Raw genomic sequence first — 20,070 nt, 5'->3', positions numbered from 1 at the left:
TCCGGAAGGATCCCGCATGCCCCCGATGTCCCGCCTGGGCCGCCTGTTCGCCGTCGTCGCCTGGATCGAGGCGTTCACCTGGGCCGGACTGCTGGTCGGGATGTTCCTCAAGTACGTCACGGAGGCCACCGAGACCGGCGTGTGGCTGTTCGGGCGCCTGCACGGCGGGGCGTTCGTGCTCTTCGTCGTCGTCACGCTCGTCGTGGGCGTCCGGCTGCGGTGGGGCTGGTTCCGGACGCTCGTCGCGCTGGCGTCGGCAGTCCCGCCGCTGACCACGCTGCTCGCCGAGTGGTGGCTCCGGCGCACGGGACACCTCGCGGACCCGGCCGACCGCGAGGCTGCCCGCGAGCCGGACGCGGAGCTCCAGCCGACGCGCTGACCGCGCGGGCCTTCTCCCGGACGGCCTTGAACCTCACGCCGCGTGAGGGCCCAGCCTGGCGTCATGATCGACACCTACCCTGCTTTCGACGTCAGCCCTGTCCCCGTTCCCGGCCCGGACGCCCGGGCCCCCGAGCCGTTCCACGGCATCTACGGCATGCCGATGTTCGTCTCGGTGCCGACCGCCGACCTGGCGGCGTCCACGGATTTCTGGGTGCGCGGGCTCGGCTTCTTCGAGCTCTTCTCCGTACCCGGCCAGGTGGTCCACCTGCGCCGCTGGACGTTCCAGGACGTCCTGCTGGTCCCGACGGGCCGGCCCGCCGAGGCGCCCGCGCTGAGCGTGACCTTCTCGTGCGTGCTCGACCAGGTCGAGGGCATCGCCGCGGCCTGCGAGGAGGCGCTGCCCGGCAGCACCACGGGACCCCGGACGATGCCCTGGGGCTCGGTCGAGCTGGAAGTGGTCACACCGGAGAACGCGCGGGTGGTCATGACAGCCGCCCGCCCGTACGACCCCGAGAGCCCTGAGGCCCAGCACCTGCGGGACATGGGGATCGAAGGGCCCGGGGAGTGACCCGCCTGCGAGACTGGGCCGGATGACGTACGCGAGCGCCACCGACGCGGTGCCGCCGGACGGGCTGACCGTCGGCGGCGCCGCGTCCGTCGTGGGCGTGACCGTCCGGACGCTGCACCACTGGGACGAGGTGGGCCTGGCCCGCCCGTCGCAGCGCACGACCGGCGGGCACCGGCTCTACGACGCCGCCGACGTCGCCCGCCTGCATCGGGTGCGCCTCTACCGCGAGCTGGGTCTGCCGCTGGCGGACATCGCGGCGCTGCTGGACGCGGCGGCCGACGACGCCGAGCAGTCCCTGCTGCGGCAGCGGGACGAGGTGCACGAGCACATCGCGCGGCTGCGACGGTCGGCGGACGCGCTGGACCGGATGATCGAGGCGCGCCGGTCCGGGGTGCTGCTGTCCGCCGAGGAGCAGGTCGCGATCTTCGGGGAGCAGTGGCAGCCGTCCTGGGCGGCCGAGGCGCGCGAACGCTGGGGCGACAGCGAGCAGTGGGCCCAGTACGCCGAGCGGGCGGCGGACCGCGGCCCCGAGGACTGGCGTGACGTCGCGGCGGCCGTCGACGCGCTGCACACGGACCTCGCCGCGGCTTGTCGTGCCGGCGTGCGGCCAGGCAGCGCAGTGGCGGACGACCTCGCCGAACGCCATCGCGCGTCGATCGGCGCCTACTTCGACTGCACCCGCTCGATGCAGGTCTGCCTGGGCCGCACCTACGTCACGGACCACGGTTTCCGGTCGTTCTACGACGGCCTGGCGCCGGGCCTGGCCACCTGGCTGCGGGACGTGATCGACGCGAACGCGCGGGAGCACGGCATCGACCCGGAGACCGCCGGCTGGGCATGACGGCGAACGCCGTCGTCCCCGGGCAGGGCGGGACGTGCCGAAAAGCACATGTCCCCCGCGGGTCCCTGGGCGTAGCATCAGGTGGTCGGCTGTGCGGCACCCAGCCCGGCCGACCGACCGGTCACACACGAGGAGCGAGAGATGCGGGTATTCACCGCGGGAAGCGGGGCGGCCGTCGCGGCCTGCTCGGGCAGCTTCCTCACCCGCGCTCAAGCTCTCTGACCTGGCACTACGCCGCACCGCCCCGACCACTCGAGCGGTGGTGCGTGCTGCGGCCGGGTGTCGGAGGGCGGGCGCGACGTCCCCTGCCCTGCCGCCCGCCGGCCCGGTACGCCGACCATGTCGGTGACCGCGGCGCCGTCGTACACGTCTCGCGACGGCGGACGCCGGCCGGTGGCCTCCGCACGACCGGAAGCCGAGAAACCTGATGAACCCCCTGACCGAGAAGCAGATCCGCGCGTCGTTCCAGAACGCGAGCAAGCGAGAGGCCGCGCAGGCGACCCTCCCCGACCTCGACGCCCTCGACTGGGAGCGCCTCGACTACCTCGGATGGCGTGACCGCAAGGCGCCGCTGTCCGCCTACGTGGTGCTCGAGCTCGACGGCGAACCGACCGGGGTGCTGCTGCGCTCGACCGACGCCAAGGCGGGCGGCAAGCGCACCAAGGGCGTCTGCGCCTGGTGCGAGGACGTCGTCGTCACCGAGGACGTGTCCCTCTACGTCGCCAGGCGCGGCGGCGCCTCGGGCCGCAACGGCAACACGATCGGCACGCTGATCTGCACCGAGTTCGTCTGCTCCCGCAACGTACGGCGCACGCCCACGTTCACCGAGGCCGGCAACGACCCGGCCATGCGTGAGCTGATCACCGACCGCCGCATCGCCGGTCTGCGCGAACGCGCCGCTCGGTTCGTGGCAGAGGTCGGCAGTACGCGCTGATCCTCGCGTCGGGCGCACAGGCCCCGCGGGCCTGTGCGTCCGACATCCGCGGGTGCGGTGCGGACGCCCGGACCCAGGCGCACCGGTGCCGGTTCACGCCGGCACGCCGTCCTCGGCCCGCAGGCGCGCGGCGGCCGCAATCGCGGCCTCGCACCACACGACGGCCGGCCGGTCGACGGCGCCGCGCATCACGATCTGGCGGCACAGCTCGCCCAGGCCTTCGGTCGCCGCCCGTTCGGCGTCCACCCCGGGGAACATCCGGTGCACCGAGAAGACGACGGCGCGGCGGTGCGCGGCCCACTCCGAGGGGTTCGAGGCCAGTCCGTAGGTCCTGCTCTTCGTCGCGGTCATGCCCTACAGACGCGTCGACCCGGCCGATGTCACAGCACTTCGGCAACTTGCTTCGCAGCGGTTTCCCGGCGTGGCGACGTAACCTCGCCCCGTGCCCCTCTCCGACCGCGAGCCCCGCCTCGACTCCGCCGACACCCCGGTCCTCTTCGCCGCCTACCTGGACTACTACCGGCAGGCCGTGGACCGGAAGGTGCGCTCCCTGCCCGACGCCGACCTGCACGCCTCCCGGCTGCCGTCCGGCTGGTCGCCGCTCGAGCTCCTGATCCACCTGGTGCACATGGAGCGCCGCTGGTTCCGGTGGGGTTTTCTGGGCGAGCAGGTCGAGCGGCCCTGGGGCGACCACGCGGGTCAGGATCCGCACGGACCGTGGGCGGTGCCCGACGGCGTGGGCCCGGACGAGCTCCTCACCGCGCTGCACGCCGGGGGCGACGCGACGCGCGAGGTGCTCGCCACCCACGGCCTCGCGGAGCACGGGGCGCTCGGCGGCCGGTTCACCGAGGACCCGCCCACGCTCGCCTGGATCTGCTTCCACGTGCTGCAGGAGTACGCGCGGCACGCGGGCCACCTCGACATCGCCGCCGAGATCGCGGGCGGCGCGACGGGCGAGTAGCCGCCCGCACACGACCTGCACGGATGTCCGCCGTGGCCCGCGCATCTCGCGGCTAGCCTCCGGGCATGCGCACCCCGCCCGAACAGCGCCCGGCCAGGCCGGCAGCACGCACAGCCCTGTGGACGACGGCGGCCGGGGTGGCCGTCGTCGCCGTCCTCGGCGTGCTCGTGGCGACCGGGACCGTCTGGCCCAACCGGATCCCAGCGGCCGCCTACGAGGTGCGGGGCGTGGACGTCTCGCACTACCAGGGCGAGATCGACTGGGACGTGCTCGCCGCGCAGGACCTCGACTTCGCGTGGATCAAGGCGACCGAGGGCGCGTCGCACACCGACCCGCGGTTCGCGGAGAACTGGGCGGCCGCGACGCGGACGGACCTGCTCGTGGGGGCCTACCACTTCATGAGCTTCGAGAGCCCGGGGGCGGAGCAGGCCGCGCACCTCGCGAGCGAGGTACCCGCGACCCCGGGCACGCTCCCGCCCGTCGTCGACCTCGAGTTCTACGGCCCCTGGTTCGACGACCCGCCAGCACCGGAGCAGGTGCGCGCGATCCTCGACCCGCTCGTCGCGGGCATCGAGGAGCACTACGGCGTGCCGCCGATCGTGTACGCGACCAAGGAGGCGTACGACCTCTACGTCGCGGACCGCTACCCCGACCTGCCGGTCTGGATCCGGTCGGTCGCGTGGCCGCCCCGGCTGTCCGACGGCCGGGACTGGACCGTCTGGCAGTACTCGAACCGCGACCGGCTGGCCGGGTACGACGGCGTGGAGCCGTACATCGACCTCAACGTCTTCGCGGGCACGCGCGAGGAGCTGGCGGACCTCACCCTGCCGTGACGGCCCTTCTCCGAACGAGGGTCAGGGCAGCGTGAGGGTGCCGACCAGGCCGCCGTCCTGCTCGGCCACCTCGAAGCCGATCCGCTCCAGCGACCGCCGCGCCCGCGCGCTCGCCACGGTGCGCGCCACGAGCCGCCGGGCGTCCATGGTCCGCGCCGCCGCGAGCGCCCAGTAGGCGACCTCGCCGGAGATGCCGTGCCCGCGGTAGGACTCGCCGAGCCAGAGCCCGACCTCGCGTGCGCCGGGGTCGCCGTCGACCAGGGCGAGCCGGGCCGCCCCCACGATCCGGCCCCTGGCCTTGACCGCCCAGGTCACCTCGGGAACGGGGGTGGTCGGGTTGAGGCGGCACCGGCGGTGGTAGTCGCGGAACGCACCCTTGCGCAGCTCGGTCCACGTGGTTCGGGCCTCGTGGGCGGACTCACCGGAGGCGGGCGGCATCACCTCGCCGGGCTGAGCCTCGGCCACGGCCAGGGCGAGCAGGTCTTCGAGCACGTCCTCGCCCACCGGAACGAGGTCAACCATCATCTGTGATGTCACGTCGCGGATGATAGTCCGATTTCGTAGCACCCGATGCTACTGAAATATTCAACCACTTCCGGTATGGACAAAGCGGGCATGCCGGAAAAGACTGAGACCACCGTTTCTGGACCTGATCATGAGGAGTGCTCGTGGAGACCGTGGTACTTGACCCCGCCGGCGGGGCCGTGCTTGAGGAGGCCGCTCGCCTGCGCGCGACGGGCCCGGTCGCACGCGTCACGCTGCCCGGCGGGGTGGAGGCGTGGACGGTGACCGACGTGGCGCTGCTCCGCCCCCTGCTGGTCGACCCGCGGATCTCCAAGGACTCCCACCAGCACTGGACCGCGCTCGCCGCCGGCGAGATCACCCCGCAGTGGCCGCTGTACACCTGGGTCACGAGCAAGTCGATGTTCAACTCCTACGGGGACGAGCACCGTCGCCTGCGCCGTTCGGTGGCCCGCGCCTTCACGGCGCGGCGCACCCGGGAGATGCGGCCCGCGGTCGAGGCGGCGACCGCCGCCACGCTCGACCGGCTCGCCGCGGCGGGCGCCGACGGCGCGGTGGTGGACCTGCGCGAGCTGTTCGCCTACCCGATCCCCATCGAGGTGATCTGCGACCTGATCGGGGTGCCCGCCGAGGTGCGCGGCGACATGCGTCGGTGCGCCGACACCCTGATGGACACGAGCACGACGGCGGCGGAGGCCCTGGCCACCCAGATCGAGCTGGGCAAGCTCATCGCGAACCTGGTCCAGACCAAGCGCGAGACGCCCGGCGAGGACCTGACCAGCACGGTCGCGGCCGCACTCACGGACGAGGAGGCGGTCTCGACCGTCCGGCTGATGCTCATCGCCGGCCACGAGACCACCGTGAACCTGCTGGCCTCGGCCACCCGCCTGCTGCTGACCCACCCCCAGGTGCTGGCCGCGGCCCGCGCGGGCGAGGTCTCGTGGTCGGCCGTGGTCGACGAGACCCTGCGGGTCGCCCCGCCCGTGGTCTACATCCCGCTGCGCTTCGCGGTCGAGGACCTGGAGCTCGGCGGCGTGCAGATCCGGAAGGGCGACCCGATCATCGCGGCGTTCGGCGCCCCCGGGCGGGACCCCGCCGTGCACCGGGAGCCCACGGTGTTCGACCCCGCACGGGCGGACCGGACGCACCTCGCGTTCGGCGGCGGTGCGCACCACTGCCCGGGTGAGCCGCTGGCGCGCCTGGAGGCCGAGGTCGCGCTGCCCGCGCTGTTCGAGCGCTTCCCCGACCTCCGGCTCGCCGAGCCGGACGGCGACCACGGGCAGGTGCCCGGCTTCGTGGCGAACGGCCCGGCCCGGCTTCCCGCGTACCTGTCCTGACGGCGGCGGGCCGGGCGCCGCAGCGGCGCCCGGCCCTCCGTCAGGCGTTGACGTCGCCGTAGGCCGGGGCCCGCCGGTAGGTCACCGGCATCCGCTCGGGGTGCCGCACCCAGGGCGAGTGCGCCCAGGGCAGGCCCTCCTCCGGCACGTGCAGCTGCAGGTCCATGTGGCGCAGGAGCTGGTCCACCGCGATGCGCGCGATCAGGCGGGCCTGACGCGGCGCCGGGCACGCGTGCGGTCCGGTGCCCCAGGACAGGTGGGCGCGGTTGCCCACCTCGTCCCACGGGTCGCTGGTGTGCACGGCCGGGTCGCCGTTCGCGGCCGCGATCGACAGCACCAGGGCGTCACCCTTGTTGATCAGTCGCCCGCCCAGCTCGACGTCGTTGCGCGCGAACCGCAGCGCCGGGGACTGCGCGATCGGGGACTGCCGCCACAGCACCTCGTCGAGGGCGTCGTCCAGCCCGACCCGGCCGCCGGTCACCCGGGAGGCGAGCTGCCGGTCGGACAGCCGCAGGTGCAGGGTCTGCGTGATCCACGCGGTGAGGAAGATCGCGGCGGCGTGCATCGGGACCACGGCAGTCGAGGCGATCTCGCCGTCGTGCGCGAAGTTCTGGTGGACCGCGAGGAACGAGATCAGGTCCTGCCCGCCGTCCTGCCGACGCTGCTGGATGTGCTGCAGGATCGTGCCGGCGACCCGGGCCTGCGCGGCGGCCACCTCGTCGCCGTCGGCCACGACCACCTTGGCGGAGTCGGCCATGAGCTGCGCGCCCGTCTCGAGGTCGAACCCGAGCAGCGTCGTCATCGCGAGGAAGCCCATGGGCTGGCAGAACGCCCGGACCAGGTCGGTGGTGCCGCTCGGGCCCATGCGGTCGATGATCCGCCGGCACAGGTCGGTGATGCTGTCCCGGACGACCCGCTCGTCGAGCTGCTCCAGGGCGTCGTCCAGCGGCTTGCGGAGCCGGCGCCGCTCCTCGCCGTCGTGGTGGAACGACGACGGCCGCGGGTCGGCCGGCGCGAACGTGGCGATCGCCGTGCCGGGCGGCAGCAGGCCCTCCTCGTTCCACCGCCAGGTGCGCGGGTCCTTCGCGAAGGCCGCCTCGGAGCGCATCACGTGGCAGCTCTCCTGGTGGCCCATGACCAGCCACGCGGGCACCCCGGCCTCGATCTCGACCGGAGCCACGGCACCCCAGCGTGCCCGCAGCGCCTCGTACGCCGCCTGCGGGTCCGGACTGCTGGTCAGCGCCGTCAGGGAGACCAGACCCGTCAGGTTCGTCAACGAGTCCGTCTCGTACCGAATTGTCCGCTGCGTCATGGCCGCCATCCGACCACAGGCACCCGGCCGCCCGGAAGGTCCAGCCAGCACCGTGCCCGGGTGGTTTTTCCTCCCGCCGGATCCATTCCGGACGGGCCGCGCGTGCCGCTAGGCGGACCGCGCGTAGTCGACCCGGCCCAGCCCGAGCCACGTCGCGAGCCGCTCGATCTCGGCGTGCACCGCGTCCATCGTGGCCCCGTCGAACGGCAGGTCCTCGTGCACCGCGAAGACGTTCAGCACACCCTCCTTGCGGTCCGCCTTCGCGTCGAGCTTTCCCACGAACCGCTCGCCGTGCAGGATCGGCAGCGCGAAGTACCCCCAGCGCCGCTTCCCCTTCGGCTTGTACATCTCCAGCGTGTACTCGTAGCCGAACAGGTCGAGCAGCCGCGCGCGGTCGGCGGCGATCGCGTCGAACGGGGACAGCAGGGCGGTGCGCGGCTCGAACTCGTCGTCCACGTGGTCCAGCAGCTCCGGATCCACCCGCCACTCGCCGTCGACGCCGTCGACCTCGACCACCTCGCCCGGCAGGTCGACCCACCACGCGCCGTCGCCCGACCGGCCATGCGCCCGCTTGCGCGCGATACCCTCCGCGGCCAGCCGCCGGTCCACCCGCTCGCGCAGCGCGTCCGCCAGCGGCACCGCCTCGACCTGCGGATAGACCCGGTCGGCGAGGTCCCAGAGCCGCTGGCGGCCCTTGCGCCCCACCATCGCGAGCTTGCCCTGCATGTTCAGCGCCTCGAGCATCTCGGCCACGCTGCGCCGGCTGCTCCACCCCTCGGCACCCCACGTGAACGGGACCCGGGCCGTGTCGGGCACGTCCTTGGCGAGCACCGGCCCCTCCGCCTCGACCAGCGCCAGCACCTCGCGCTCGAACTCGGCGTTGTCGGCGAGCCACTGCCGCATGGTCTCGTTCTGCGGCCACTGCGCCATCTGCTCCAGGTACAGCGGCAGGTCGCCCATCGACCGCACGGTGCCGCGGAGCTGGAACAGCATGCGGTCCGTGATCGCGTCGTCGACCGCGCCCACCCAGTACTCGTTCCCGAGTCGCGACCAGGCGACGAGGTCCACGGCAGGGGCCACCGCCGACGTCGGGTCCACCGCGAGGAACGTGAGGTCCTCCACGAGGTGCACCAGGTCGACGGGCCGGTGGGCGTCGAGGAGCTGGGCACGGAGCGCGACGCGGCGCGCCTGCTGCACGGTGAGCCGGTGGGTGGCCATGCCGCGAGGATACGGAAGCACACCGACAGTCACCCGGACCCGCTCAACCTTTCGCCGTGCCGAACCGTGAAGGAGGCATGAGCATGCCAATGGTCGCGGGGCGCTCGAGCCCCGACCCGGTCCACACAGGCGAGACCGCCGCCGCCCTCGGCGACCCGACGGTCGACGTCACGGTGGCGCGCGACAAGGAGGCCGAGTTCGCCTCCTTCATGTCGCGGTCCGCCCCCGCTCTCGCCCGCACCGCCTGGTTGCTGTGCGGCGACACGCACCAGGCCGAGGAGCTGGTGCAGCAGGCCCTGATGAAGACGTACCTGGCCTGGCCGAAGGCCCGGCAGGGCGAGCCGCTCGCCTACGCGCGGCGCGTGCTGGCGAACCTGCGGATCGACGGCTGGCGGCGCCGGCGCCGGGAGGTCCTCATGGCCTCCGACGCCGTGCCCGACCGGCCGGACGGCGCCGGGAACACCGCCGACCTGCACGCCGAGCGGGACCGCCTGGTCCGTGCGCTCCGGCTGCTCCCCACCAGGCAGCGCCGGATCGTGGTGCTCCGGCACCTCGAAGGCCTCCCCGAGCGCGAGGTCGCCGAGGCGCTCGGCGTCACGGTCGGGACCGTGAAGTCCACCGCGTCCCGCGGCATCGTGCGCCTGCGCGAGATCCTGCAGGGCTTCGACGCGACCGACGCGACGGATCGGCCCACCGACAACGAGAGGAGCGGGTCATGAACCCCGACGAGCAGTTCGCCGAGTCCCTGCGCGCCCAGGTCACCCGGGTCGCACCGAGGATCGACGTCGACGTCACGCGCGTCGTCCCCGCCGCCCGACGACGGCGGGCCGCCCGGGCGGGCGGCGTCACCGTGGCCCTGGCGCTCGCCCTCGGGGGCGGCGCCTGGGTGGCCACGTCCCTGGTGCCCATCACGGTCGTGCCGGGCGGGTCGACGACGATGCCCGTCGAGCCGTCGCCGTCGCCGACCGGGCCGCCCCTGACGTCGAGCGAGGGCGATCGGCTGATCGACCGGTCCGACAACCGGCCCGAGGGCCCCGTCGTGCCACCGGACGGCTGGCGGGACGCGACGTACTTCCACGTCGTGACCAGCAGCATCACGACCAAGGAAGGCGAGGCGGACGACGACTACACGCCGCTGGGGATCGAGCGCTGGTACGGCGACGGCGTCAGCTTCGACCTCCTCGGACACGGCCCGGAGCTGCTCGACGTGCCCGGCTACCTCAACCTCGGGCACAACGAGGGCAACGTCAGCCTCACCTGGACGGAGGTCGCCGTGCTGCCCACGGACCCCGCAGACCTGCACACCGCGCTGCTCTCCATCTACGAACCGACCGGCGAGGGCGAGCAGGCCGTGCTGTATGCCGGGGCCGGCCTGGTCACCGATGCTCCCGCACCGCCGGCGGTGCGCGCCGCCGCGTGGGAGATGATCACCGGCCTGCCCGGCGTCGAGGTCGAGGACGACGTCCGGGACTCCGAGGACCGCCCGGGCACGGCCGTCAACTTCGAGCAGTGGGACCGGACGACGACGATCATCTACGACGAGGAGCGCGACATCGCGCTCGAGTCGACGGAGTCGATCGGCAAGATCCACAGCAGCCGGCTCTTCCTCGAGGCCGAGTTCGGGCCCCTCCCCGACGAGGTCGCCGACAGTGTTGTCGAGGTGCCCGACCTCACCGCGATGACGCCCGAGGACGTCGAGGTCGCGTGCCTGCAGAAGCATCTGACCTGTGTGCTCGAGGAGGCCGCGTCCAACACGGTGCCCGAAGGGACCGTCATCTCGTCCGACCCGGCGCAGGGGGCGCTCGTCAGCTGGGGCGCCCTCGTCACGGTGGTGCTCTCGACGGGACCCTGACCAGCACTCACCCGAAGGTCCGCCACGGGCCCCGGGCTGCGCCGGATGCTCCCGAGCCCGGCGTAGCCTGGGGCCCGTGGCTCACGCCTACCGCACCGGCGCCAGGATCGAGGCGCCCGCCGACGTCGTCTGGCAGATCCTGTCCGACGTCGAGCGCATGCCCGCGTGGACCACCGCCATGAGCCGCGTGACGCTGCTCGGCCCGGAGACGGCGCTCGTCGTGGGCTCCCGGGTCGAGATCGACCAGCCGGGTCTGCCGACCGCGGCCTGGGAGGTGGACGGCCTCACCGAGGGGCAGGGCTTCTCCTGGTCGAGCAGCTCCACCCCCGGCGTCCGGACCGGGATCGCGCACCGGGTCACGCCGCTGGGCGGCGCCACGTGCGAGGTCACGACGGCGGTGGCCCGGAGCGGGATGCTCGCCGGGCTGACCGACCTGGCGGCGGGGCCGAGATCGCGCGAGCTCGCCGACATCCTGCTGGCCGATCTGAGGGCGACAGCGGAGCTCCGGGTGCGGGACAAGGGCTGACACACCGCCGGAGAGGCGCGTGTCGCATCATTTCGTCCACTGTTCTTTCATAGCCGTCAGGACGGCATTTCGGCGTTGAAAATGCTCCTTACGCTGGGAAAAGGCATCTGGTCGAAAAGTTACGCGCGTTTCGGACAGGCCGATACTTCACGACAAGTGTTATCTGATCGAGACAAGGTGGGTACCCGTATGTAGCGTCAGATTCGCCGCGCCACCGGAGGCGCAGCCGCGGACCCCATTCCCCAGACCGGTACGGGACCGCGCAACCGGCGACTTGGAGAACTTCGGTGAGTACCACCGTCCGACGCGGTCGACACCGCGCCGATCACGCTCCTAGCACTCACTTCATGTCCGTCACACGCACCGCAGCACGTTCCGGCGCAGTGATCGCGGCATCATCCGGACTTCTCGCCACGGCGTTCGCACCCAGCGCACACGCGATCGCGGGAGACGGTTCGAACCGACTGGCCAAGGAAGTCGCGACGGCACCAGCCGTGCAGGTCGCGAACGACGCGCGGCTCACCATCGAGAGCAAGGCCGTCAAGGTCACCCCCGCTCCCGAGCCCGAGCCCGAGCCGGTCGTCGAGACCACCACAGAGCAGGTGACCGCAACGGCCGCGGGCACCGAGACCGAGCTGGCCACCCCGGACTACGCGTCCGACGGTTCCATCGGAGCCCAGGCCGTCTCGATCGCGATGCAGTACATCGGCATCGCCTACGCGTACGGCGGCAGCTCGCCCGCCACCGGGTTCGACTGCTCGGGCCTGGTCAAGTACGTGTACGCGCAGCTCGGGGTCGAGCTGCCGCACTCGTCGTCGTCGATGGTGGCCACCGGGTACCAGGTGTCGTCACCGATCCCGGGCGACATCGTGTGGACCCAGGGACACGTGTCCCTCTACGCCGGCGACGGCATGGTGGTCGAGGCCGCCAACTACGGCAGTCCTGTGCGCTACACCGAGCAGTGGCAGGACTACGCGGTCTACATCCGGCCCTACTGAGCCGCACGCGCAACGCACCCCCCAACCAGAGCGAGGGAGCACCGCGGCGCGTGCCGCGGTGCTCCTTCGCGCTCGTCCCACCGGTCGCGACGGCGTCAGTACCCGACCGCCGCGGCCGCGTCAACGACGCCGTACCCGTACAGCGGCGTCCACAGCCCCGTGAGACCCAGCAGCGGGTCGTGAGCCGTGCGGAGGATGGCACGCTCCACGTCGTCGACCGACCGCCCCTGCGCGAACAGGAGCGCCGCGACCCCGGCCACGTGCGGCGTCGCCATCGACGTGCCCGCGTACGAGTCGTAGCTGCCGCCCGCACAGGTGTCGGACCCCGTCCCCACGGGAACCGTCGACCAGACGTCGCCGTCGCAGCCGGTCAGCCCGCCCGACCCGCCGGGCGCCGAGACGCTCTTCAGGTCCAGCTTGACCGGCAGCTCCGAGTAGTAGGAGTGGAGGCCGGCCGAGTCGGTGGCCCCGACGCAGATCGCGACGCTGGTGAACGCCGGGTCGCTGCAGAGCGGGGTCGACGAGTTGCCGGCCGCCGCCACCGTGAGCACTCCGCGCTCGCGCGCGTAGGCGATGGCGTCCCGCATCAGGGTGTCGACGCCGATGATCGTCAGCAGCTGCCCGCCCAGGCCGGAGCCCAGGGAGAGGTTGATGACGTCGGCACCGTGGTCGGCCGCCCAGCGGATGCCGTCCGCGATGTCCTGCGACGAACCCGACCCGGCCTCGAGCACCTTGACCGGGAGAATCCTGGCGTCCGGCGCCACGCCCGCGACGCCGATGCCGTTGTCCGTCGCGGCGGCGACGATGCCTGCCACGTGCGTCCCGTGCTCGTCACCGTCGTTGGTGCCGTCGGGGCCCCTGAAGTCCCCGTCGCCGCACGGTCGGACGTCCGCGCAGCCCGTGAAGGTGGCACCCGGCAGGAGCTGCCCCGCCAGGTCGGGCTGGTCGAAGTCGACTCCGGTGTCGACCACGGCCACCACCGCGCCGTCGCCGGTGCTGGCCGCCCAGGCCGCCTCCGCGTTGATCTGGTCCAGGCCCCACTGCTTGTCCCGGAGGGGATCGCTGGTCGCGGCCTGTGCGCCCGGTGCGACGGCGACCAGTGCCGCCACGACGAGCGCCGCGGAGGTGGCGGCGCCGACGAGTGACTTCCTGTTCATATATGCCCCCATTGTTCGCACAGGGGCTGATTACCCCTGAACTGGGGCAAACCTAGGGGGACCTGGTCGGCGCCGAACAGGCCTCGGGTCCGGTGAGGGGTGAAATTTACACAATCGCAATCAGTAGGGGCACGACGTATCAGGCCCACGCCTCGGAGAGCTCGCTCTCGTCCGCGGCCTCCCGGGACAGCCGGAGCGCCGCGATGGCCGCACCGAGCAGCAGGGCGACCACCCAGGCGCCGAGCTGGTGCCCGTCGGCCACGATCGCGGCGGAGGCGATCTTGCCCGCGGCGATCGCCACGGCGGACAGCGGGTCCTCGGTGAGCGCGGAACCCGGCCAGATGTTCTCCTGCACGGCGAGGAGGGCGGGTCCGGCCGCCTGGAGCACCCACACGGCACCGGCGGCGGGCAGCCAGCCGAGCAGCTCGATCGGCCTGCTGTCCACGGTGAGGCCGAACGCGATGCCGAGCGCCACGGCGAAGACCCACCACGTGCCGGTCGGGGACACCTCGTTGCCGGGCACGAAGCCCCAGAACCAGCCGTCGACGAGCACCACCGGCAGGGCGAGGGCGACACCGCGCAGCGCCGCCGGCCCGAGGCCCGCCAGGAGCCCGGCCCCGAGGCCGACGATCCCGGCCGCGCAGGTGACCACGAGCATGCCGAGCGGCATGGCGTCGCCGGGGACGGTCTCGCGGGCCGCGAGCCACCAGGAGGCGCCGCCGGCTCCGGCCATCGCGAGCAGAGTCCCGGCGATCGCGGCCCCGGCACCCCCTCCGGCCGAACGGGCCAGGCGGGCGGTGGCCCCGGCGAGCACACCACCGAACAGCGCCATCACGACGAGGCCGACCACCGCGCCGTCGGCCGTGAAGGGAAGCGGAAGGATGCCCGCCGCGGCGGCGTCAGAAGCCTGCGCAACGCCGGTGACCTGGTACGACAGCTGCGCGAGCCAGGGCAGAAACCCACAGATCCACCAGACGATCGCACTGATGGGAAACACCCACCAGGCGGAGATACGGGAGTGCGATTCGCCCATGCCGCCGAACGCTAGCGGATGTGTGATGTCGGTCATAACCCCTGACGCCCGGAACGGCGCAAATCTGCGTCTTCGTTGGGTCAGACCGTAATGCGTAACCCGATCGTGACTTTTTCCGTGAACGTGTGTACTTTGACTTCTGCTCCACCCCCACGGTGGAGTCGCGATCCGGACGCCGAGTCCTGTCACCGGTTCGTGACCAGACGTTCAAGACAGGAGCGGGGGACCCATTCCCGGGCGACAGCAGGATCGTCGTCCTCGGGGTGAAGCCGGACGGAAACCCCCCAGTAGCCGTGCGGCCGGGTTGTACTCCTACCCGAACCCGACAGCTGACCTCGCAGGCGGTACAGGAGACATTAGGTGACGAACTCCCTCCGCGGACGGCATCGTGACAGCCGCCCGGCCCAGACACCGCTGACCATCCTCGCTCGTACCGCCACCGAGAACGCCGGCACTGTTGCCCGCCGCGGCGCGCTCGCCGCAGCCGCCGGTGGCGTCCTGATCTCCACCATCGCGACGACGGCCCACGCGGCCCCGGCGATGGACCTGAAGACCGACGTCAAGACCGCGAAGCTCAACTCGGTCGACCTCAACTCCCTCACCGCGGTGGCCAAGCAGTCCGTCGCCGCCGCCCCCACCGTGACCGTCCCGGCCGACGCGAAGATGCCGATCGAGATGGAAGCCCTGGGCGCCTCCACGGGGGCCGACGGCGAGAAGGGCGAGGGCCCGGCGGTCGTCTCGGTCGACGCGCCGGACCCCGTGCCGGTCGGCCAGCAGGCCGTCAACATCGCCTTCAACTATCTGGGCATCACCTACGTGCTGGGCGGCAACTCGCCGTCGGAGGGCATGGACTGCTCGGGCCTGATCCAGTACGTGTACGCGCAGCTCGGCGTCTCTCTGCCGCACTCCTCGAGCGCGATGCTCAGCTCCGGCTACCAGGTCACCTACCCCGAGCCGGGCGACATCGTCTGGACGCCAGGCCACGTGGCCCTCTACGCGGGCAACGGCATGATCATCGAGGCCTGGGCCGCCGGCATGCCGGTGCGCTACACCGAGATGTGGCAGAACAGCCCGACCTTCATCCGCGTCGTCTGAGCCGGAGGCGCAGCGCAGGGTGAGGGCCGAGGAACGAGGCACTCGCCCGGAGCGGAGCCGCAGGCTCAGACGACAAGAAAACAGAGCCTGAGCCGCCAGCAGGACCTTCGCGGGGCGCCGCCTTCGTACCGAGCCCGGTACGGAGGCGGCGCCTCTCGCGTGCGCCCGGGACGGCGGGCTACTCCGGCCAGTCGCAGCTGTCCGCGATGAAGGCGAAGAGGTCGGCGCGCGCCGAGTCCGGCATGGGCACGTAGACGACGTGCTGCGGCACGCCGTCGACGCTCGCCGTCACGGGCAGAAACGTGCCGCGCTTGTCCTCGCCCACGGCGTGGGCATCGCAGCGGGCAGGCACCACGGGCAGGGTGACGCTGCCGGAACGCTGCCCGTCGAGCGCGGAGCCGGTCCAGCCGGAGTCCTCGCCGTCCGGGTCGGGGTTGTTCATGATCGTGGTCCCGGCGATCCGGTCGACCGTGACCTCTGGCCCGCCGTCCACCGGGTCGACCCGCAGCGTGACCAGGGCGGTGAGCTCTCCGCCGCGCGTCCCGACGGGGATGTCCGGTTCGACGGCGAAGCTCGCGCCCGCCGCGACCGCGGCCGTGGCGCAGTCCACCGCGTGGTTCCGTGCGAGGTGCCCGCCGGGGTCGCCCACCTCCGCGACGACGACGTCGGAGGCCGGACCCAGGTCGTCGAACTCGCCCCGGGCCAGCGTGATCGTGGCCGACGGCGCGGCGTCCGGCACCGGCTCCTCCGGACCCGCCGGGAAGCCCGCGCACTCCGCCTCGCCCAGCTCGACGTAGACGTCCCGCGTGGTACCGGGCCGCAGCGCCGGGGTGCGGTTCTCCTTGGTGGGGTGGGACGGCCCGAAGCCGTCCGCGTCCAGGGCCCCCGACACCAGCGTGAGCGTCTCGTCCGAGTCGTTGGTGACCGCGAGGACGACCTCGCGGGCGGCGTACTGCGTGCGCCCCTGATCCACCTGGACGCTGAGGTGGTCGGCGATGTCGTCGGGTACGGGCCCCAGCGTCGACGACGGCGTGGGCGCGCCCGAACATGCGACCGCGGCCGCCCCGACCAACGACGTCAGGACGACGACGAGGGTGGTGCGGCCGCGGGCCACAGCGGTCAGGCGGTCTTGCGCCGACCGAAGATCGCCTGGGCGATCAGGATGACGATGATCGCGCCGATGACCGAGAACAGCCAGCTCTCCCACGACCAGAACTCGTCGAAGTTGATGTTGAAGATGAGTCCGCCCAGCCAGCCGCCGAGCATGGCGCCGAGCACGCCGAGAAGCAAGGTGACCCAGAAACCGCCCGGCTGCTTGCCCGGGATGACGATGCGAGCGATGACACCGGCGATCAGTCCGAGGATGAGAAAGGCCCAGAAGCCCATGGCATTTTCCTCCAGTCGTGTTGCTTGCTTGTGCTCTACTCAAGCACTGATTTGACTCAGTTGCCACCGGACCCGCCGATCAGTCCCATATCGGGACATTGCGCCCAGACAAGTCAGGGCACACCGCCGCGCTAAGGTTCGCCCGGGCAAGGGGCCCTGAGGCAAGGCCGGAGCGTGGGCTCCGGGCACGGAAAGTGGAGGAACACACCCGATGAACCACGAGATCGGCACCCAGGCCGCGCCGCGGACCGGACGAGAGCGGCTGCGTGCCTTCCTCGACCAGAAGTGGGTCACCAACCTCGTGCTCGGGGTGATCCTGGCGAACGCGCTGGTCCTGGGCGCGGAGACCATGGTGCACGGGGAGGCGCTCGAAACCCTGCGCGACATCGACCACGTCATGCTGGGCTTCTTCGTGCTGGAGCTGCTCCTGCGCCTGATCGCCTACGGCTGGCGCTTCTTCCGCGACCCGTGGAACGTGTTCGACCTGCTCGTGGTGGGGGTCGCCGTGCTGCCGGCCACCGAGTCGCTGTCCGCCCTGCGTGCCCTGCGGGTGCTGCGGGTGCTGCGGGTCATCTCCGCGGTGCCCGCGCTGCGCCGCGTCGTGGACGGACTGCTGCGGGCCGTGCCCGGCATGGGCGCCGTCGGCGCGCTGCTGGTGCTGGTCATGTACGTGTCGGCGGTCATCGCGACCGGGCTGTTCGGCGCGTCGTCCCCGGAGTACTTCGGCAGCCTGTGGATATCACTGTTCACACTCTTCCAGGCCATGACGGGCGAGGCCTGGCCCGACATCGCGCGCTCGGTGATGGAGAGCCATCCCGCCGCGTGGATCTTCTTCGTGCTGTACATCCTGGTGGTCAGCTTCGCGGTCCTGAACCTGTTCATCGCCGTGATCGTCAACGGCATGGAGGAGATCGCCGAGGAGGAGCGTGAGGACGACGAGCAGAAGGACGAGCGGCTCGACGCCCTGGCCGAACAGAACCGTGAGATCCTCGTCGAGCTCCGCGCCCTGCGCGCGAAGCTCGACGAGAACGACGGCGCGGCCGCCTAGCCTGGCGTCACATCGGGCGCCACGCCCGGCGTCCAGCCCGGCCCGGTCACGACGTTGACCAGGTGCGGCGGGCGGACCACGACCCGCCGCACCGGCCGGCCGCCCACAGCCCGCGTGACCGCCGGTCGCGCCAGGGCAGCCCGCTCCAGCTCGGCCGGGGCGACGTCCGCCGGGACCGGCATCCGGTCCCGCACCCGGCCGTCCACCTGGACCACGGCCTCGACCTCGGACGTCCCCAGGTACGCCGGGTCCACCTCCGGCCACGGCTGGGCCGCGACCGGCGTCGTGCGCCCCAACCGCTCCCACAGCTCCTGGGCGGTGAACGGCGCGAACAGGCTCAGCAGCACCGCGACGGCGGAGACGGCCTCGCGGTAGGCCTCCGCCCCGTCGTGCGTCGCGCCGTCGGACGGGGCCGCGCGCCGGACCTCACCCACCAGCTCCATCAGGCGCGCGATCGCGACGTTGAACCGCCCGGCCTCGACCAGGCCGTCGACGTCGTGCACGATCCGGTGCACCGTGCGGCGCAGGGCCTCCGCCGCGTCCGCCGGCCGAGCCTGTCCGTCTGCTGGTCGAGCCTGTCGAGACCCGGGTCTCGACAAGCCCGACCAGCGATGCTCCAGCCGCAGCACGCGCGCCAGGAACTTGCTCATCGCCTCGGGCGAGACGTCCGCCCAGTCGACGTCGTCCTCCGGCGGGCCCGCGAACAGCATCGCCAGCCGGACGGCGTCGACCCCGTGCCGGTCCAGCTCGGCCGCCAGGTCCACGCCGTTGCCCAGCGACTTGCTCATCGCGCGGCCGTGGTTGACCACCTGCCCCTGGTTCATCAGCCGGGCGTACGGCTCGGGCGACGGCACCAGGCCCATGTCGTACAGCACTTTGGTGACGAACCGCGCGTACAGCAGGTGCATCGTCGCGTGCTCGACGCCGCCCACGTACAGCGCGGCGGGCATCCACCGGGCGGCGTCCTCGGGCCGGAACGGTCCGCCGTCGTACCCGGGCGACAGGTAGCGCAGGAAGTACCAGGACGAGTCCACGAACGTGTCCATCGTGTCCGTGTCCCGCTCCGCCGGGCCGCCGCAGCGCGGGCACGTGGTCTCGACCCAGTCGCGAGCAGCGGCCAGGGGCGAGACGTCGCCCGGGGCCAGGCGGTCCCCCTCCAGGTGCGGCAGCTCGACGGGCAGCTCGTCGTCCGGCACCAGGACCTCCCCGCAGGGCGGGCAGTGCACCACCGGGATGGGCGCGCCCCAGTACCGCTGCCGGGAGATCAGCCAGTCGTGCAGGCGATAGGTGTGCTCGCCGTCCGGCCCCGTGGAGCGGCCGATCCAGTTGCGCTGCATCGTCAGCACGTGCGCGGGCCAGCCCGGCTCCAGCAGCGTCATGTCGTCCAGCAGCCGGTCCGCGTACGCGGTGGTCCGGAAGAACCACTGCGTCAGGCTGCGTGCGACGACGGCGGTGCCGCAGCGCTCGCACGCGCCGTCGACCACCTGCTCGTTGGCCAGGACCGTGCGGTCGTGCGGGCACCAGTTCACCTCGGCCGCGGCCCGGTAGGCCAGGCCCCGCTCGTGCAGGCGGGCGAACAGCCACTGCGTCCAGCGGTAGTAGCCCGGTTCGTGGGTGTGCAGCCGCCGCGACCAGTCGAACGAGACGCCGTAGCGCTCGATCGATGCCGCCTGCGTCGCGATGTTGGCCTCCGTGAACACGGCCGGGTGCTCGCCACGGCGGATCGCCGCGTTCTCGGCCGGCAGGCCGAACGAGTCCCAGCCCACCGGGTTCAGCACGTCGAAGCCCTTGGCGCGCCAGTGACGGGCGACGACGTCGGTGATCGCGAACACCTCGGCGTGACCCATGTGCAGGTCGCCCGAGGGGTACGGGAACATCGTCAGCAGATAGCGGCGGGGCCGGGCGCCGTCGTCGGCCGCCGCGAACGGGCGGGCCGCGGCCGGGCCGCCACGGGTGGGTCCAGGGGTGGTGCGCTGCTCGCTCATGGTTCTCGCTCTCCGGTGCGTCGATCGGGTTCCGGGCACGAAAAAGCCCCTCGCAAGGAGGGGCGGCCGCACCGGGTGTGCCC

Annotated in this window: 22 protein-coding genes and 1 riboswitch; of the genes, 13 read left to right on the top strand and 9 right to left on the bottom strand. The window is 72.4% G+C overall.

The genetic code is table 11. The features are described from left to right. Nucleotides 1-16 precede the first annotated feature (16 nt). The 4 genes from ACZ7LE_RS01090 to ACZ7LE_RS01075 all read left to right on the top strand — a co-directional run bounded on the left by ACZ7LE_RS01090 (nt 17) and on the right by ACZ7LE_RS01075 (nt 2,724). Nucleotides 17-379 (top strand): DUF3817 domain-containing protein, encoded by a 363-nt coding sequence (locus ACZ7LE_RS01090; RefSeq protein WP_470401561.1) that lies wholly within the window; start codon nt 17-19, stop codon nt 377-379. A 63-nt stretch (nt 380-442) separates the two neighbouring features. Then, nucleotides 443-949, top strand: coding sequence for a VOC family protein (locus ACZ7LE_RS01085; RefSeq protein ID WP_470401560.1), 507 nt, complete (start codon nt 443-445; stop codon nt 947-949). A 22-nt stretch (nt 950-971) separates the two neighbouring features. After that, nucleotides 972-1,790, top strand: a complete 819-nt coding sequence (locus ACZ7LE_RS01080; protein ID WP_470401559.1) for a MerR family transcriptional regulator — start codon at nt 972-974, stop codon at nt 1,788-1,790. Between the two features lie 427 nt (nt 1,791-2,217). Continuing rightward, nucleotides 2,218-2,724, top strand: coding sequence for an FBP domain-containing protein (locus tag ACZ7LE_RS01075; protein WP_470401558.1), 507 nt, complete (start codon nt 2,218-2,220; stop codon nt 2,722-2,724). Nucleotides 2,725-2,817: 93 nt separating this feature from the next. Here the strand turns inward: ACZ7LE_RS01075 and ACZ7LE_RS01070 are convergent, their stop codons facing one another. Then, entirely contained in the window at nt 2,818-3,075 is a 258-nt protein-coding gene (locus ACZ7LE_RS01070; RefSeq protein ID WP_470401557.1) for a hypothetical protein, read from the bottom strand. 91 nt (nt 3,076-3,166) lie between these two features. On the opposite strand from ACZ7LE_RS01070, the gene ACZ7LE_RS01065 reads away from it, so the two are divergent. Continuing rightward, nucleotides 3,167-3,685 (top strand): mycothiol transferase, encoded by a 519-nt coding sequence (locus tag ACZ7LE_RS01065; RefSeq protein WP_470401556.1) that lies wholly within the window; start codon nt 3,167-3,169, stop codon nt 3,683-3,685. Nucleotides 3,686-3,750: 65 nt separating this feature from the next. Continuing rightward, entirely contained in the window at nt 3,751-4,518 is a 768-nt protein-coding gene (locus tag ACZ7LE_RS01060) for a GH25 family lysozyme (RefSeq protein WP_470401555.1), read from the top strand. Nucleotides 4,519-4,539: 21 nt separating this feature from the next. On the opposite strand, the gene ACZ7LE_RS01055 is transcribed toward ACZ7LE_RS01060, so the two are convergent. After that, nucleotides 4,540-5,055 (bottom strand): GNAT family N-acetyltransferase, encoded by a 516-nt coding sequence (locus tag ACZ7LE_RS01055; RefSeq protein ID WP_470401554.1) that lies wholly within the window; start codon nt 5,053-5,055, stop codon nt 4,540-4,542. 131 nt (nt 5,056-5,186) lie between these two features. On the opposite strand from ACZ7LE_RS01055, the gene ACZ7LE_RS01050 reads away from it, so the two are divergent. Further along, nucleotides 5,187-6,377 carry a cytochrome P450 family protein gene (locus ACZ7LE_RS01050; RefSeq protein WP_470401553.1) on the top strand — a complete coding sequence of 397 codons (1,191 nt, stop codon included), beginning with the start codon at nt 5,187-5,189 and terminating at the stop codon, nt 6,375-6,377. Between the two features lie 40 nt (nt 6,378-6,417). Here the strand turns inward: ACZ7LE_RS01050 and ACZ7LE_RS01045 are convergent, their stop codons facing one another. Together ACZ7LE_RS01045 and ACZ7LE_RS01040 are read right to left on the bottom strand one after the other, a co-directional pair. After that, entirely contained in the window at nt 6,418-7,689 is a 1,272-nt protein-coding gene (locus ACZ7LE_RS01045; RefSeq protein ID WP_470401552.1) for a cytochrome P450 family protein, read from the bottom strand. 108 nt (nt 7,690-7,797) lie between these two features. After that, on the bottom strand, nt 7,798-8,907 hold the full coding sequence (locus tag ACZ7LE_RS01040) for a DNA glycosylase AlkZ-like family protein (protein WP_470401551.1): 1,110 nt from the start codon (nt 8,905-8,907) through the stop codon (nt 7,798-7,800). Nucleotides 8,908-8,984: 77 nt separating this feature from the next. On the opposite strand from ACZ7LE_RS01040, the gene ACZ7LE_RS01035 reads away from it, so the two are divergent. The 4 genes from ACZ7LE_RS01035 to ACZ7LE_RS01020 all read left to right on the top strand — a co-directional run bounded on the left by ACZ7LE_RS01035 (nt 8,985) and on the right by ACZ7LE_RS01020 (nt 12,283). Then, a complete protein-coding gene (locus tag ACZ7LE_RS01035) occupies nt 8,985-9,626 on the top strand; it encodes a SigE family RNA polymerase sigma factor (RefSeq protein ID WP_470401550.1) in 642 nt (213 codons plus the stop codon). After that, nucleotides 9,623-10,759 (top strand): PASTA domain-containing protein, encoded by a 1,137-nt coding sequence (locus tag ACZ7LE_RS01030; RefSeq protein ID WP_470401549.1) that lies wholly within the window; start codon nt 9,623-9,625, stop codon nt 10,757-10,759. The genes ACZ7LE_RS01035 and ACZ7LE_RS01030 overlap by 4 nt, the downstream gene beginning before the upstream one ends. Before the next feature lie 76 nt (nt 10,760-10,835). Further along, entirely contained in the window at nt 10,836-11,285 is a 450-nt protein-coding gene (locus ACZ7LE_RS01025) for an SRPBCC family protein (protein WP_470401548.1), read from the top strand. Nucleotides 11,286-11,632: 347 nt separating this feature from the next. Further along, complete coding sequence (locus ACZ7LE_RS01020; protein ID WP_470401547.1) at nt 11,633-12,283, top strand: C40 family peptidase; 651 nt, start codon at nt 11,633-11,635, stop codon at nt 12,281-12,283. Nucleotides 12,284-12,378: 95 nt separating this feature from the next. On the opposite strand, the gene ACZ7LE_RS01015 is transcribed toward ACZ7LE_RS01020, so the two are convergent. Together ACZ7LE_RS01015 and ACZ7LE_RS01010 are read right to left on the bottom strand one after the other, a co-directional pair. Next, nucleotides 12,379-13,440 (bottom strand): S8 family serine peptidase, encoded by a 1,062-nt coding sequence (locus ACZ7LE_RS01015; protein WP_470401546.1) that lies wholly within the window; start codon nt 13,438-13,440, stop codon nt 12,379-12,381. A gap of 139 nt (nt 13,441-13,579) precedes the next feature. Beyond that, complete coding sequence (locus ACZ7LE_RS01010; RefSeq protein ID WP_470401545.1) at nt 13,580-14,473, bottom strand: hypothetical protein; 894 nt, start codon at nt 14,471-14,473, stop codon at nt 13,580-13,582. A gap of 165 nt (nt 14,474-14,638) precedes the next feature. Further along, a riboswitch (cyclic di-AMP (ydaO/yuaA leader) is annotated at nt 14,639-14,832 on the top strand. 1 nt (nt 14,833) lies between these two features. Between ACZ7LE_RS01010 and ACZ7LE_RS01005 the strand changes: the two genes are divergently transcribed. After that, nucleotides 14,834-15,568: a C40 family peptidase gene (locus ACZ7LE_RS01005; protein WP_470401544.1), complete on the top strand. Its 735-nt coding sequence runs from the start codon at nt 14,834-14,836 to the stop codon at nt 15,566-15,568. A gap of 178 nt (nt 15,569-15,746) precedes the next feature. Here the strand turns inward: ACZ7LE_RS01005 and ACZ7LE_RS01000 are convergent, their stop codons facing one another. Both ACZ7LE_RS01000 and ACZ7LE_RS00995 read right to left on the bottom strand, forming a co-directional pair. Then, nucleotides 15,747-16,682 carry a hypothetical protein gene (locus ACZ7LE_RS01000; protein ID WP_470401543.1) on the bottom strand — a complete coding sequence of 312 codons (936 nt, stop codon included), beginning with the start codon at nt 16,680-16,682 and terminating at the stop codon, nt 15,747-15,749. Between the two features lie 5 nt (nt 16,683-16,687). Beyond that, nucleotides 16,688-16,954: a GlsB/YeaQ/YmgE family stress response membrane protein gene (locus tag ACZ7LE_RS00995; protein ID WP_470401542.1), complete on the bottom strand. Its 267-nt coding sequence runs from the start codon at nt 16,952-16,954 to the stop codon at nt 16,688-16,690. Nucleotides 16,955-17,165: 211 nt separating this feature from the next. Here ACZ7LE_RS00995 and ACZ7LE_RS00990 point away from each other — a divergent pair, with 211 nt between their 5' ends. After that, on the top strand, nt 17,166-18,002 hold the full coding sequence (locus ACZ7LE_RS00990; RefSeq protein ID WP_470401541.1) for an ion transporter: 837 nt from the start codon (nt 17,166-17,168) through the stop codon (nt 18,000-18,002). Here ACZ7LE_RS00990 and ACZ7LE_RS00985 read toward each other — a convergent pair. Beyond that, nucleotides 17,999-19,987, bottom strand: a complete 1,989-nt coding sequence (locus ACZ7LE_RS00985) for a class I tRNA ligase family protein (RefSeq protein WP_470401540.1) — start codon at nt 19,985-19,987, stop codon at nt 17,999-18,001. The two genes, ACZ7LE_RS00990 and ACZ7LE_RS00985, sit on opposite strands and share 4 nt — an antisense overlap. Nucleotides 19,988-20,070 lie beyond the last annotated feature (83 nt).

This window comes from Promicromonospora sp. NPDC110617, from assembly GCF_055598465.1.
Note: the sequence above shows the minus strand (reverse complement) of the source record. Positions and strands in the feature narration are given on the sequence as shown.

Excerpts from the sequence above, each read along its gene's own strand:
- ACZ7LE_RS01020 (WP_470401547.1), top strand. The coding sequence starts at position 11,633 with ATGTCCGTCACACGCACCGCAGCACGTTCCGGCGCAGTGATCGCGGCA.
- ACZ7LE_RS01010 (WP_470401545.1), bottom strand. The coding sequence starts at position 14,473 with ATGGGCGAATCGCACTCCCGTATCTCCGCCTGGTGGGTGTTTCCCATC.
- ACZ7LE_RS01070 (WP_470401557.1), bottom strand. The coding sequence starts at position 3,075 with ATGACCGCGACGAAGAGCAGGACCTACGGACTGGCCTCGAACCCCTCG.
- ACZ7LE_RS01080 (WP_470401559.1), top strand. The coding sequence starts at position 972 with ATGACGTACGCGAGCGCCACCGACGCGGTGCCGCCGGACGGGCTGACC.
- ACZ7LE_RS01015 (WP_470401546.1), bottom strand. The coding sequence starts at position 13,440 with ATGAACAGGAAGTCACTCGTCGGCGCCGCCACCTCCGCGGCGCTCGTC.
- ACZ7LE_RS00990 (WP_470401541.1), top strand. The coding sequence starts at position 17,166 with ATGAACCACGAGATCGGCACCCAGGCCGCGCCGCGGACCGGACGAGAG.
- ACZ7LE_RS01075 (WP_470401558.1), top strand. The coding sequence starts at position 2,218 with ATGAACCCCCTGACCGAGAAGCAGATCCGCGCGTCGTTCCAGAACGCG.
- ACZ7LE_RS01085 (WP_470401560.1), top strand. The coding sequence starts at position 443 with ATGATCGACACCTACCCTGCTTTCGACGTCAGCCCTGTCCCCGTTCCC.
- ACZ7LE_RS01030 (WP_470401549.1), top strand. The coding sequence starts at position 9,623 with ATGAACCCCGACGAGCAGTTCGCCGAGTCCCTGCGCGCCCAGGTCACC.
- ACZ7LE_RS01040 (WP_470401551.1), bottom strand. The coding sequence starts at position 8,907 with ATGGCCACCCACCGGCTCACCGTGCAGCAGGCGCGCCGCGTCGCGCTC.
- ACZ7LE_RS01035 (WP_470401550.1), top strand. The coding sequence starts at position 8,985 with ATGAGCATGCCAATGGTCGCGGGGCGCTCGAGCCCCGACCCGGTCCAC.
- ACZ7LE_RS00985 (WP_470401540.1), bottom strand. The coding sequence starts at position 19,987 with ATGAGCGAGCAGCGCACCACCCCTGGACCCACCCGTGGCGGCCCGGCC.
- ACZ7LE_RS01060 (WP_470401555.1), top strand. The coding sequence starts at position 3,751 with ATGCGCACCCCGCCCGAACAGCGCCCGGCCAGGCCGGCAGCACGCACA.
- ACZ7LE_RS01090 (WP_470401561.1), top strand. The coding sequence starts at position 17 with ATGCCCCCGATGTCCCGCCTGGGCCGCCTGTTCGCCGTCGTCGCCTGG.
- ACZ7LE_RS01045 (WP_470401552.1), bottom strand. The coding sequence starts at position 7,689 with ATGACGCAGCGGACAATTCGGTACGAGACGGACTCGTTGACGAACCTG.
- ACZ7LE_RS00995 (WP_470401542.1), bottom strand. The coding sequence starts at position 16,954 with ATGGGCTTCTGGGCCTTTCTCATCCTCGGACTGATCGCCGGTGTCATC.